Below are 13760 nucleotides of genomic sequence, written 5' to 3'. Positions count from 1 at the left end.
TATTTTACTGAATATTTCATCTTTTCAACAGTCAACTGAATTGGCGAAAAACATCAAACCTGCCAATGTTTATCATCATTGCACTACCTCTTAAATTGAGTACACTCGAAGCACAATGATTTTAATTTAAGGCAATACAAGGAACAGCTATGAGCGAGGCCTATATTATTGATGCCATTCGCACACCACGCGGAAAAGGAAAAAAAGACGGCTCATTACATGAAGTAAAACCAATTACTTTACTCACAACATTATTAAATGAATTACAACAACGCCATCAACTCGATACATCTAAAGTCGATGATATCGTTCTCGGTTGTGTGACACCGATTGGTGATCAAGGTGGGGATATTGCCAAAACTGCTGCGATTGCTGCAGGTTGGAATGATGATGTCGCAGGCGTACAAATCAATCGTTTCTGTGCTTCTGGTTTAGAAGCGGTGAACTTGGCAGCACAAAAAGTTCGTTCAGGTTGGGAAGATGTTGTGGTTGCTGGCGGTGTGGAGTCAATGTCACGCATTCCAATGGGTTCAGATGGTGGTCCATGGGCGCTTGATCCAGAAACCAATTTGAAATCTTCTTTTGTTCCACAAGGTGTGGGTGCAGACTTAATCGCAACTTTAGATGGTTATAGCCGTGCAGATGTAGATGCATTTGCGGTCGGTTCGCAACAAAAGGCTGCTGCCGCTCAGGCAAATGGTTATTTCGATAAATCAGTTGTACCTGTGAAAGATCATGCAGGTGTAACAATTTTAGAAAAAGATGAATTTATCAAAGGAAATACCACAGTTGAAGGTTTAGCAAAACTGAATGCTAGCTTTGAAATGATGGGTCAAATGGGCTTCGATGCTGTTGCTTTACAGAAGTATCCTGAAGCTCAAAAAATCAATCACGTCCATCATGCGGGTAACTCATCAGGTATCGTTGATGGTGCTGCGGTGGTGTTATTGGCTTCTGAAAAAGCAGTCAAAGAGCAGGGTTTAAAACCTCGTGCAAAAGTACTTGCAACTGCATTGGTCGGTACAGATCCAACCATTATGTTGACTGGTCCTGCCCCTGCTGCACGTAAAGCATTAGAAAAAGCAGGCTTGAGCATCGACGATATTGATTTATTTGAAGTAAATGAAGCTTTTGCAGCGGTGGTAATGCGTTTTATTACAGAACTGAAAGTTCCTGCTGAGAAAGTCAACGTCAATGGTGGTGCAATTGCGATGGGACATCCATTGGGTGCAACAGGCGCCATGATTCTAGGAACTTTGCTAGATGAATTAGAGCGTCAAGGTAAAAAACGTGGTCTAGCAACATTATGTGTCGGTGGTGGTATGGGTATCGCTACCATTATCGAGTTGGTGTAAGGAGAACAACATGAGCGCTATTAAATACGAAAAAAACGCTGACAATATTGTAATTCTTACGCTTGATTCATCTGGTCAATCTGCAAACACCATGAATGCAGAGTTCCGTGATGCTTTAGATGAGGTCAGTCAAAAACTCAAAGCTGAAACTGATCTGAAAGGTATTATTTTCCGTTCAGCTAAGAAAACCTTCTTTGCTGGTGGTGACCTAGATGAGCTGATTCAGGTACAACCTGAACACGCTACTGAATTTTTCAAGATGATTGAAAAACTCAAAGGTGACTTACGCACAATCGAAACTTTAGGTGTGCCTGTTGTTGCAGCTTTAAACGGGACTGCGCTTGGTGGTGGCTGGGAAATCGCTTTAGGTTGTCATTATCGTATTGCCATTAATGATCCAAAAACTAAATTTGGTTTACCTGAAGTGACTTTAGGACTACTTCCTGGTGGTGGTGGTATCGTCCGTATGGTACGTTTGCTTGGCTTACAAAATGCATTCCCGTTCCTCATGGAAGGTAAGCAATTTGGTGTCGATAAAGCAAAATCTCTCGGCTTGGTACATGACACGGCTGAGAATGAACAAGAGCTGTTAGAAAAAGCAATTGCTTGGGTGAAAGCTAATCCAAAGTCACAGCAACCATTTGATGTGAAAGGCTACAAAATCCCCGGTGGTGACCCTAGAACGCCTGCTGTTGCACAAGTGCTTGCAATTGCCCCTGCCATGCTACGTGACAAAACAAAAGGTTGCTACCCTGCTCCTGAAGCGATTATGGCGGCGGCAGTTGAAGGTGCTCAAGTTGATGTCGATACCGCACTTCGTATTGAATCACGTTACTTTACACAACTGACTGTCGGTCAAGTGTCGAAGAACATGATCGGTACGTTTTGGCATGGTCTAAATGCAATTAAATCAGGTGCGAGTCGTCCTACTGAAGTTGCTAAATGGCAAGCGAAGAAAGTCGGTGTTTTAGGTGCAGGTATGATGGGTGCAGGGATTGCCTACTCAACCGCAATCAAGGGTATTCCTGTCGTACTCAAAGATGTGTCTGTAGAAAATGCAGAGAAAGGCAAAGCTTACTCGCAAAAGTTACTTGATAAACGTGTTTCACAAGGTCGTATGACAGCAGAAAAACGTGATCAAGTGTTGGCACTTATTACGGCTACTGCTGATGCAGCTGATCTACAAGGCTGTGATTTAATCATTGAAGCAGTATTTGAGAATCAAGAACTCAAAGCCAAGGTGACTCAAGAAGCTGAACAGTATTTAGCGGAAGGTGGAATCTTTGCATCGAATACGTCTACCCTACCAATCACAGGTCTAGCAACAGCAAGTAAAGATGCCAAAAACTTTATTGGCTTACATTTCTTTAGCCCTGTAGACAAAATGCAATTGGTCGAAATCATCAAAGGTAAACAAACTTCAGCTGAAACATTAGCTAAAGCCTATGACTTTGTTCAACAAATTGCTAAAACACCAATCGTAGTGAATGATAGTCGTGGTTTCTTTACCAGTCGTGTGTTTGGTACGTTCATTCAAGAAGGTATGCGTCTACTTGCTGAAGGTGTTCATCCAGCGAAAATCGAAATGGCAGCACTCAAAGCAGGCATGCCTGTAGGTCCTCTTGCGATTCAGGATGAAGTATCTTTAACTCTGACTGAGCATGTTGCAAGCGAAACGCGCAAAGCACTGCAAGCTGAAGGGAAAGACTTACCGAAAACCCCTGTAGATGAAGTGGTTCACACCATGATTCACGAGCTAAATCGTAAAGGTAAAGCAGCAGGTGCAGGCTTCTATGAATATCCAGAAAATGGCAAAAAACATTTGTGGGATGGGCTCAGCCGTTGGACAAAAGCGAATGATATTTCTGAACAAGATATGATTGATCGTTTCTTGTTTGTTCAAGCACTCGATACCTTACGCTGCTATGAAGAAGGTGTTCTAGAATCAGTAATTGATGCCAATGTCGGTTCAATTTTTGGAATCGGTTTTGCTCCATGGACTGGTGGTGCAATTCAATTCCTAAATCAAAATGGGATTGAAAAATCACTACAACGTTCAGAGGAATTGGCTGCTAAATATGGTGAACGTTTCACTCCACCGCAACTGCTGAAAGACAAAGCACAAAGCAAAGAAGTCATTCAATAACTTATTTTTTAAAAACTTACAGCTCATATCGATATTAATTACCGATATGAGCTTTTTACTATTCGACAAAATCGATGCAAAACTTCTGCCTAACTCATCACAAATTGTGCTATAAATCTCCCTAATTCTGCTTTCTTTTTTGTCCTTTGGAAATTTGTCTTATGTCTGAGAAATTATGCCCAGAAACTTCACCTTGGGGGTGGAAAGCGCTGATTATCACGATCATTCTAAGCTTTATTTTTATGGTGATTTTTTACTTAGCCATCACCAATGAACCTGATTATATGCCAAGTCAAAAGCAAACCAGCAGCCAACAACATGCTTTTAAAACTGCACCAGCGATGTCGCCAGAAGCATTAGAGGCAGCTAAAAACAATACAACAACGGCAACCACAACTACTGATGCAGAGTCTCACCAACACTAAAGTGCTATTGTCGAACATGATAAATCCGTGTTAAACAGGGGTTTATCATGGTATTCGAGATTTTCAATGCTTCAACAAAATCGTCAAGCACTGGTCGTTGAAGGTGGTGGTATGCGTGGTGCATTTACCAGCGGTGTCTTAGATGCATTTTTACAGCAACAATTTAATCCTTTTGATCTTTGTGTTGGTGTCTCCTCTGGCTCGACTAATGTTGCAAACTACTTAGCTACTCAACAAGGTCGAACGCTACAAATTTATTTAGATCACTCACTTCGTTCTGAATTCATTCATTATGGACGCTTTTTTAAAGGCGGTGATTTACTTGATCTAAAATGGATGTGGGATGTGGTGGAAAAAGAACATCCTCTCAATCAAACCCAACTATTTGCCAATCACCCTGAGTTTTATATGGTACTCACTCATGCCATATCTGGTGAGGCGACTTATATTAAAGCCTCTAAAGATAATATTTTAGATGGTCTAAGGGCATCGAGTTCGATTCCAGTATTGACACGTCAAGCGGTTGAGGTGTTTGGTGAGCCTTATTTCGATGGTGGCGTTGCGGATGCTCTCCCAGTACATTGGGCTGCTCAACAGAATCATGTTTCAAAGCTCATGGTATTGCGTACTCGTCCTCAAAACTATTACAAAGCCAACAGTAAAGGTGACCAGTTTCTTGCTAAATACTTATTTAAACGGCAACATGGTTTTGCACATAGTCTTTTAACAAGAACTCAACGTTACAATGATTCAGTTCAGTTTATCCGCACCCCATCTGATCAAAAAATTCTGGAAGTATGCCCACCTGATTTAAAAAATATGGCAGGTCGACTCACCAAGAATAAAGCAAAAATTCGCTATAGTTATGATATTGGCGTTGAAACTGGTCTACAAGCAATTGAAGACTGGCATAAACTGTAATGTGAAAATCAATCAAATGTATAAGATGGCGAGATCGTACTGTTCTTTCAGTCACTCGCCAGAGCAACATTTCAAATATAAAGAGTCTGATTGACCATCTTATCCAAGCGTAAGCGGTAAAGAATTATATATTTATACTTGGCAAGCTAAGTCCAAAAGGCGCAAAATTACGTTTTCTTTATTTTTTGGATTTTTTCATGAGCAATAAACCATCTCCACAAAAAGACTCAAATGAAACAGTATTGGGATGGAAGTTTGTCATTATTGTTGGGGTACTCAGCACTATTTTTTTAAGTTTTTTCTATTTAGCGATGACCCAAGAACCTGATTATATGCCTGGCGCGCAACGTAAGGCACAGCAAGAGCTTTCTCAGGAAACCTCTTCTGCAAGCTCTGAAGTGGCTGCACAATCTAAACAATAGTCAGATCGATAAATGCCAATCTTACAGGTTATATCTTGTCTGTGATTGGCATGATCATTTCAATATGTGGAATACCACACTCATCATATTCATCGCCTTGAGCCACAAAGCCTAATTTTTCATAAAATGAAGTAGCGTGCGTTTGTGCAGAAAGCTGTAGAAATGGTCGATTTTGAGATTTAGCATAAGCAATCATTTCCAACATGATCAATTGCCCAATGCCCTGACCTCGATACTCTTGCAATACGGCAACACGCCCTAAATGATGATCAGGTAATAATCGAGCTGTCGCAATTGCTCGATCTTGTTCATAGACGACAAAATGTTCCGACACTTGGTCTTGATCGTCCCACTCATCCTGTTCAGAAATATTTTGTTCGCGGATAAATACCAATTCACGAATACGCTTGGCATCGTGCTGTAGTTGTAATTGATTCCATTGACCATGTTTAATACAAAACAGATGCATTTCATTTTCCATTAGCACTTACAACCTACATTTTCGATAGGCATTTGATCCTTTAATAGCAACTCCAAACTTTGCTTTTGAATGCCATACATCGTTTTTAATGCTTGTATCTGCTGCAAAATTTTGGCATCAGGCTGCTGAATATCTTTGCGCTTGGTCGCCAAAATCATTTTGTTCTTACTAGTATGTTCTAATGAGACAAACTCGAAGACTTTAGTTTCATAACCGTAAGCTTTGAGCAATAAAGCCCGCAAAGTATCTGTGAGCATTTCAGCCTGCTGTCCAGCATGAATACCGAATTGCAGCATCGGTTGTAACACTTCTGGACTCTTAAGTTGAGGTCTTAATTCTTTATGGCAACACGGCGCACACATAATCATCGAGGCATTGAGACGAATCCCTGTATGAATCGCAAAATCGGTTGCAATATCACAAGCATGCAATGCGATCATGACATCCAACTTTTCAGGTTGATAGCTCCGCACATCCCCTTCGAAAAAATCAAGATGATTAAACCCGACGTCATCTGCAACTTTCTGGCAAAACTCAACTAAATTCGAGCGTAATTCCACACCTGTAATCAAAGGCGTTTTTTGTTGGGCTTGTAAATAGTCATATAAAGCAAAGGTTAAATAGCCTTTGCCAGAACCAAAGTCAACGATATTCAGTTCTTGTTGAGAAGCATCAATTTGAGCATAAGCGTTGGAAAATATTTCAATGAATTTATTGATCTGTTTCCATTTACGCGCCATGCTTGGAATGACTTGCCCCTTTTCATCCGTGATACCTAGATGTTTTAAAAATGGGCTTTGCTGCTCTACATAACGATGCTTTGCACGATTATGCTGACGTTGCTCTATCTCCTTCGACAAGGGTTTTCTTTTTTGCACATTGAGCATTGCTTTCTTTTTATTTTTCTTGAGTTGGGCTTCTTGATCAAGCGCGAATAAATTAGCCTGTTTAGAGTGTGCCAATAGTTCGGCAATTTTCTCAATCCCTTCATTCATCGAATAGTTTTTAGTAATGTCTTGGGTTTTATGATGATATAAACAAGATAAAGTGGCTTGCCCCTGCAACTCAATAATCCGAAATGTCATTTTTTCTAAATCTGTCATTTCACCTTTATACTGACTCAAAATCAGACGATCAAAGCTTTTATTTTCAATCGATTGCTGGATATCCAAGAAAAACTGTTGTTCTTGTTCAAAAGAAAATTTCGGCGCAAACATAGTGAAAACCTGACAAATAGAAACTAAATTTTAAAGCGTCTTACTTTAAAAGGGAAATTGCATTACGATACAGTTGTATTTTTATGCAAAGCTTATTGCGATGAACATGAACTCAATGTTGAATTATGATCCAAAAGAAGAACGACTCAATGCATATAGTCATGGTATTGGTGCAATAATAGCGTTAATTGCCTCTGTTTTCTTGATTATCAAAGGGAGCTATCTTCCCTTGGGTCAATGGATCAGTCTATGGGTCTATGGTTTTAGTTTAGTATTGCTACTCAGCAGTTCAATGCTTTATCACTTCGCACAAGATGAAACCAGACGATATTGGTACAAGAAACTGGATCATACCGCGATTTATTATCTAATTGCAGGCACCTATACCCCCTTTCTCAGCATTGCCATACCTACTGCCAAAGCAGACTATCTTTTGATTGCACTTTGGGTCATTGCGTTCATCGGTACCTTATTTAAATTAGTGTTTATTCATCGTTTTCAAAAGCTTTCATTAGTTGCTTATCTGGTAATGGGCTGGTTAGCTATTTTATTGATGGATGACATGCAACGTTATTTATCCAAGGATGCACTACAGCTGCTGATTGCTGGTGGACTGGCTTATACCATAGGCACATTGTTTTATGCATTAAAAAAGGTAAGATATACCCACGCAATATGGCATATCTTTGTGCTAGTAGGAGCAGGTTTACATTTTCTAGCGATCTATTGGTATGTGTTGTAAGCAAGCACTTTGCTAGCATTCATTACATTCAATTCCTAAGTAAGCCCCGCATTTAATAAGGAACATCTGAGACAAACGCTTTGTATTTTGTCTTAGATCATTAGAATTAAGGTCATCTATGTCGTCAAACTCTATGGCTGCCACTGGTGAGGTGGCAAGCAATTCAAAAACACGTGTACTGTTTGCTAGTCTCGTTGGGACTACAATTGAGTTTTTTGACTTTTATATTTATGCCACTGCCGCAGTCATTATTTTTCCTCATCTGTTCTTTCCCGCAAGTAGTGGTAGCGCTGCACTACTGCAGTCCTTGGCCACGTTTGCAATCGCATTTATTGCGCGACCAGTAGGCGCTGCGCTTTTTGGTCATTTAGGCGATCGTATAGGACGTAAAGCAACCTTAGTTGCAGCACTATTGACCATGGGGATTTCAACGGTCTGTATTGGTCTGTTACCGACTTATGCACAGATTGGTATTGCTGCGCCACTGTTACTTGCCCTATGCCGTTTGGGACAAGGACTGGGTTTAGGGGGTGAATGGAGCGGTGCTGTATTACTCGCAACAGAGAATGCACCAGAAGGTAAACGCGCATGGTATGGCATGTTCCCTCAATTAGGTGCGCCAATTGGATTCATCCTCGCAACTGGTTCATTCCTCTTGCTTGGTGCATTCATGACTGAACAAGCATTTATGACTTGGGGATGGCGTATTCCTTTTATCGCGAGTGCTGTTTTAGTTTTAGTTGGTTTATACATTCGCTTGAAGTTACATGAAACACCAGCCTTTCAAAAGGTATTGGATAAACAAAAAGAAGTAAACGTTCCATTTAAAGAAGTCATGACCAAGCACTTGCCTAAACTGATTCTTGGAACAGTTGCCGCAATTTGTACTTTTGTTGTGTTCTATCTCACCACTGTTTTTGCACTCACTTGGGGAACAACACAACTCGGTTATACTCGAACTGAGTTTTTAAAGTTACAGCTTGTTGCTACTTTATGTTTTGCTGGATTTATTCCTTTATCCGCAATTTTTGCTGAGAAAATCGGTCGTCGAACAACATCCATCGCTGTCTGTATTTTAGCGGCTTTGTTTGGTTTAGTATTCGCAAGCTTACTGGACTCTGGTAGCCCAATCTTGGTGTTCTTATTCTTATGCATCGGTTTATCCATCATGGGATTAACTTACGGTCCGATTGGCACGATCTTATCTGAGCTGTTCCCGACATCTGTACGTTACACAGGTTCTGCACTCACCTTTAATTTAGCAGGTATCTTTGGTGCTTCTTTTGCACCCTATATTGCCACCAAACTTGCTGAAAACTTTGGTTTACAAGCAGTCGGTTATTATCTCAGTGCCGCAGCATTATTATCTCTGATTGCTTTTTTATTGATTCGAGAAACTAAAAACATCGATGTAAATAACCAAATCTAATCTCTTATAAAACATCAGGTGAGCATCAAGTAATGCTCACCTGATGCTGTTTATTCGCTCCATGATGATCTTCTAAACTTGCTTTTATAACAATACTCGTCCAAATATATTTTGTGCTAAACTAACCGCCTCCCATTTTTAGACTTTTGTGCTTATGTACGCAGTGATTATCATTGCCGTATTTTTAGTCAGTTTCTTATATACCTATTTCCGAGGTAAAGAGCGATTAAAAATATCTCGGCAACTATTTGACCATTCTACATTTTTAGCGCCTGTAAACATGTTTATGACTGGTTTCTCTAAACTCCCAAACCAGCCATTTTTTGACGTGGCGCAATTTCCTGAACTCAAGCCATTACAAGATAATTGGCAAGTGATTCGGGAAGAAGCCATTCAACTACAAAATCAAATCAAAGCGTCTGAGAAAAATAATGATGCAGGCTTTAATACCTTTTTTAAACGTGGCTGGAAACGTTTCTATTTAAAATGGTACCAAGATAGCCATCCATCAGCGCAACAGCTTTGTCCAAAGACTGTAGCACTACTTGAAAGTATTCCTTCCGTTAAAGCAGCAATGTTTACTGAGTTGCCATCTGGAAGTTACTTAGGCAAACACCGTGATCCTTATGCTGGTTCAGTACGTTATCACTTGGGTTTAGTCACTCCGAATAGTGATGACTGTTTTATCGAGGTTGATCAAGAGCGTTATAGCTGGAGAGATGGTGAAGCAACCGTTTTTGATGAAACCTATGTACATTGGGCACATAATAAAACAGATCAAACCCGTATCATTTTATTCTGTGATATCGAACGCCCAATGAAATGGGGCTGGGCGCAAAAATTCAATCATTGGTTTGGTCGTAATGTGATGTCAGCTGCCAGCTCACCCAATGATGATCAAGATAAAACAGGATTTATCAATCGCATTTTTAAGTATGGCTATGCTATTCATCATTATGGTCGTGGATTAAAAGCACGCAATCGCCCACTGTATTACACTGCTAAGTGGCTATTATTCGCAATTATTATTGCTTTAATCTTATTACCAAGCCTACTATAAATACGGTATTAAATAAAAAAAGAGATGCTAAAGCATCTCTTTTTTTATTTAAAAATATTAGTTACTTTTTACGGTTTGTGCGCTTGCTGTTTGCAATGCTTGAGCATTTGCAGCTTGCACAGCCGTCTCACCAATTAAAGCAATCTTGGCTTTTTCTTGGCTTTTTTCAGACAATGCTGGATTCGATGCCACAATACGATCGACATTCGCAGAGTTTGCTGGTGCAATCGCAGCTGTTTGCAACACAATTGGACGATTACCCGTATCACCTAAAGTATAACGAATCCCTGTACGAGGACTAATCACTGTCGTCACATCATGTTTCACTTGTGCCTGAGCTGAAGTCTCACCTTTAGCCGCCTGCACTTTTTCCACAGTCGTAGTTTGTGCAGCATCTTTTGCAAACGCAAAGCTTGATACCGCTGCACTTGCCAAAATTAAAAGTTGTAATGGTTTTTTCATTGTCTTCCCGCTTTTAATATCAATTCAATCAAGAACTGTAAGTTCAATAATCAAACTACAAAGCTTGATTAGACTCAAGTAGTTTATCGTAAAAATAAATCTCCCAAATCTCCCTTTACAAAGAGAGATTTGGCTCACGACTCAAAATAAGAGAGATCTAGATTTTACCGTGACATTGTTTATATTTTAAACCTGAACCACATGGACAAGGTGCATTACGACTTTCTGGTACTGGGAATGCGACATTCGTTACTGGCTCTGCTTCCTCAGAACTCGTCACTTCTCCTGTTAAACCATCAACCTCATTATGCTCAAAAGAAAGACGCATCGATTCCGCTTGACGTTGCTGCTGCGCTTCCATTTCTGCTAGCTCTTCAGCTGTCGGAACATGCACACGAGATAAATCCGTTACCACATCGGACTTAATCACACCCAACATATTCACAAACAGATTAAAAGCTTCTTTCTTATACTCTTGTTCAGGATTTTTCTGTGCGTAACCACGTAAATGAATCCCTTGACGCAAGTAGTCCATTGCTGCCAAATGATCTTTCCAGTGACGGTCAAGTGAATTTAGCATAAAGTGACGCTCTAGCATCACAGCGGATTCAACACCCATTTGTTCACGGCGTTGGCGATAACGCTTCACAACCTCATCTGAAATACGAGCTATCAAACCTTCTTCGTCCAAACGACGATCTTGAGTTAGCCACTGCTGTACTGGTAACTCGATACCTAAATCTACTTTTAATGCATTTTCTAAGCCTTCAATATCCCATTGGTCATGAACTGACTCTGGTGGAATAAAGTTTGCAATCACGCCTTTAATGACTTCACGATGCATTTCTTCGATGTATTCTTGCAATGTGCTTTCTGCAAGAATTTCATCACGCTGTGAATAAATGATCTTACGTTGTTCATTATTAACATCATCATACTTTAATAAGTTCTTACGAATATCAAAGTTACGTGCCTCAACTTTACGTTGTGCATTTTCAATCGAACGGCTCACCATTTTATGTTCGATAGCTTCATTTTCTTGCAAGCCCATCGCACGCATCATGGCAACGACACGATCACCAGCGAAAATACGCATCAAGTCATCTTCAAGCGACAAATAGAACCGAGATACACCAGGATCACCTTGACGACCTGCACGACCACGTAGCTGGTTATCAATACGGCGTGATTCATGACGTTCAGAACCAATGATATGTAAACCACCTGATGCTAATACATCTTCATGGTCTTTTTCCCATTGTGCTTGCAAACGTGTTTCATCTTCAGGTGTCGGATTTTCAATTTTAGCTAGCTTAGCTTTCCAGTTACCACCAAGCAAAATATCTGTACCACGACCTGCCATATTGGTTGCAATGGTTACCGCATTCGGGCTACCTGCTTGCGCAATAATATCTGCCTCACGCTCATGTTGTTTCGCATTTAGGACTTCGTGATGAATACCTGCTTGTAGTAATTTTGAAGACAGGATTTCACTTGCTTCAATTGTTGCAGTACCAATCAAAATTGGTGCTACACCCTTCTGACGAATATTGGTAATTTCTTCAATGATGGCATTATATTTACCATTGCGATTTAAATAGATTAAATCATTATGGTCGATACGCACCATTGGTCTATGCGTTGGAATGATCACCACATCCAAACCATAAATTTCTTTCATTTCCGCTGCTTCAGTATCAGCAGTACCTGTCATACCTGAAAGCTTTTTATATAGACGGAAATAGTTCTGGAATGTCGTCGTTGCAAGTGTTTGGTTTTCAGGTTGAATTTCCATGTTTTCTTTGGCTTCAACCGCTTGATGTAAACCTTCTGACCAACGGCGACCTGGCATGGTACGACCAGTACTTTCATCCACAATAATCACTTCTTCTTTTTGCGTTTGTGGATTGATACCGATGATATAGTGCACGTTCTTTTGGTAAAGATAATGTGCACGAATCGCTGCCGTCACATGATGAACCAAATTTAGATTGGTTGCAGAATAAAGGCTCTCACCTTCCGCCAACAAACCCATTTGAATCAATTCTTGTTCAACAGTTTCATAGCCGATTTCAGTCATTTCAACTGAACGCTGCTTTTCGTCTACCCAGAAATGCCCACCATCCGCAACTTTTTCTTCTTTCTGCGGACGTAATTTTGGCGGGATACTATTAATCAATTGATAAAGCTGAGAAGAATCTTCACTTTGCCCTGAAATAATCAATGGTGTACGAGCTTCATCAATTAAGATTGAGTCAACCTCATCGATGATTGCATAGCTTAAACCACGCTGTTTTTTCTCTTGTAGAGAAAACACCATGTTGTCACGTAGATAATCAAAACCAAATTCGTTATTGGTACCGTAAGTAATGTCTGCAAGATAAGCTTGCGCTTTCTCATCAGGCATTTGCATAGAATAAATTACCCCAATACTCAAACCTAAGAATTCGAATAATGGACGATTTAACTCCGCATCACGCTGTGCCAAGTAGTCATTTACGGTAATAACGTGAACGCCCTGACCACTCAATGCATTGAGATAACACGCTAAGGTACCCATCAAGGTTTTACCTTCACCTGTACGCATTTCAGCAATTTTACCTTCATGCAAGGTAATACCACCGATTAACTGTACATCATAATGGCGCATACCCATGACACGCTTAGCGGCTTCACGACAGACCGCAAAAGCTTCAGGCAGTAATTTATCTAGACTTTCACCGTTTTGATAACGTTGTTTGAATTCTGGAGTTTTTGCAGAGAGGTCTGCATCGTTAAGAGTAGATATCGTCGGTTCAAGCGCATTGATTTGCTCAACAATTTTACGCATGCGTTTGAGCTCACGCTCATTTTTAGTACCGAAGATACCTCCGATCAGACTTGCCAACATGAATAAACTCTCTAATCCTGTTTGTTATAAGGTTTGGAAATATCAACAAACCTTAGGTCGGTTAATTTTTTCTTAGCTGTTATTATGGAGTCAGAAATAAGAACTACAAGTGCTTTACATCCAAACAGCTAAAAAAACCTGCAAAATGATTCTGACATCATGCAACCAAAGATCGTTAATGTAGCAAATTTGCTTTTCCGTTACATCGAT

General features: G+C 40.2%; 12 protein-coding genes. 8 read left to right on the top strand and 4 right to left on the bottom strand.

Annotated elements, in window-relative coordinates; all coding sequences use genetic code 11:
* Positions 1–149 precede the first annotated feature (149 nt).
* The 5 genes from F2A31_RS03160 to F2A31_RS03140 all read left to right on the top strand — a co-directional run bounded on the left by F2A31_RS03160 (position 150) and on the right by F2A31_RS03140 (position 5269).
* On the top strand, positions 150–1355 hold the full coding sequence (locus F2A31_RS03160; RefSeq protein WP_004908831.1) for an acetyl-CoA C-acetyltransferase: 1206 nt from the start codon (positions 150–152) through the stop codon (positions 1353–1355).
* A gap of 10 nt (positions 1356–1365) precedes the next feature.
* Entirely contained in the window at positions 1366–3501 is a 2136-nt protein-coding gene (locus F2A31_RS03155; protein WP_150025134.1) for a 3-hydroxyacyl-CoA dehydrogenase NAD-binding domain-containing protein, read from the top strand.
* Between the two features lie 161 nt (positions 3502–3662).
* Positions 3663–3926, top strand: a complete 264-nt coding sequence (locus tag F2A31_RS03150) for a hypothetical protein (RefSeq protein ID WP_150025133.1) — start codon at positions 3663–3665, stop codon at positions 3924–3926.
* A gap of 66 nt (positions 3927–3992) precedes the next feature.
* Positions 3993–4847 (top strand): patatin-like phospholipase family protein, encoded by an 855-nt coding sequence (locus F2A31_RS03145; RefSeq protein ID WP_150025132.1) that lies wholly within the window; start codon positions 3993–3995, stop codon positions 4845–4847.
* Between the two features lie 197 nt (positions 4848–5044).
* A complete protein-coding gene (locus F2A31_RS03140) occupies positions 5045–5269 on the top strand; it encodes a hypothetical protein (RefSeq protein ID WP_150025131.1) in 225 nt (74 codons plus the stop codon).
* A gap of 28 nt (positions 5270–5297) precedes the next feature.
* On the opposite strand, the gene F2A31_RS03135 is transcribed toward F2A31_RS03140, so the two are convergent.
* Entirely contained in the window at positions 5298–5738 is a 441-nt protein-coding gene (locus tag F2A31_RS03135; RefSeq protein ID WP_150025130.1) for a GNAT family N-acetyltransferase, read from the bottom strand.
* 11 nt (positions 5739–5749) lie between these two features.
* Complete coding sequence (locus tag F2A31_RS03130) at positions 5750–6967, bottom strand: class I SAM-dependent methyltransferase (protein WP_150025129.1); 1218 nt, start codon at positions 6965–6967, stop codon at positions 5750–5752.
* A gap of 100 nt (positions 6968–7067) precedes the next feature.
* On the opposite strand from F2A31_RS03130, the gene trhA reads away from it, so the two are divergent.
* From trhA to lpxO, 3 genes are all read left to right on the top strand, one after another.
* Positions 7068–7709 (top strand): PAQR family membrane homeostasis protein TrhA, encoded by a 642-nt coding sequence (gene trhA, locus F2A31_RS03125; RefSeq protein ID WP_150025128.1) that lies wholly within the window; start codon positions 7068–7070, stop codon positions 7707–7709.
* A 118-nt stretch (positions 7710–7827) separates the two neighbouring features.
* Positions 7828–9138, top strand: a complete 1311-nt coding sequence (locus F2A31_RS03120; protein ID WP_150025127.1) for an MFS transporter — start codon at positions 7828–7830, stop codon at positions 9136–9138.
* A gap of 154 nt (positions 9139–9292) precedes the next feature.
* Entirely contained in the window at positions 9293–10198 is a 906-nt protein-coding gene (gene lpxO / locus F2A31_RS03115) for a lipid A hydroxylase LpxO (protein WP_150025126.1), read from the top strand.
* 57 nt (positions 10199–10255) lie between these two features.
* Here lpxO and F2A31_RS03110 read toward each other — a convergent pair whose 3' ends face one another.
* The gene (locus F2A31_RS03110; protein ID WP_150025125.1) at positions 10256–10660 is read right to left on the bottom strand and encodes a hypothetical protein; all 405 of its coding nucleotides are present in this window, start codon (positions 10658–10660) and stop codon (positions 10256–10258) included.
* Positions 10661–10817: 157 nt separating this feature from the next.
* On the bottom strand, positions 10818–13550 hold the full coding sequence (gene secA, locus F2A31_RS03105) for a preprotein translocase subunit SecA (protein WP_150025124.1): 2733 nt from the start codon (positions 13548–13550) through the stop codon (positions 10818–10820).
* Positions 13551–13760 lie beyond the last annotated feature (210 nt).

Origin of the sequence: Acinetobacter suaedae, from assembly GCF_008630915.1 — a bacterium.
In the GTDB taxonomy this organism is placed as follows: Bacteria; Pseudomonadota; Gammaproteobacteria; order Pseudomonadales; family Moraxellaceae; genus Acinetobacter; species Acinetobacter suaedae.
Note: the sequence above shows the minus strand (reverse complement) of the source record. Positions and strands in the feature narration are given on the sequence as shown.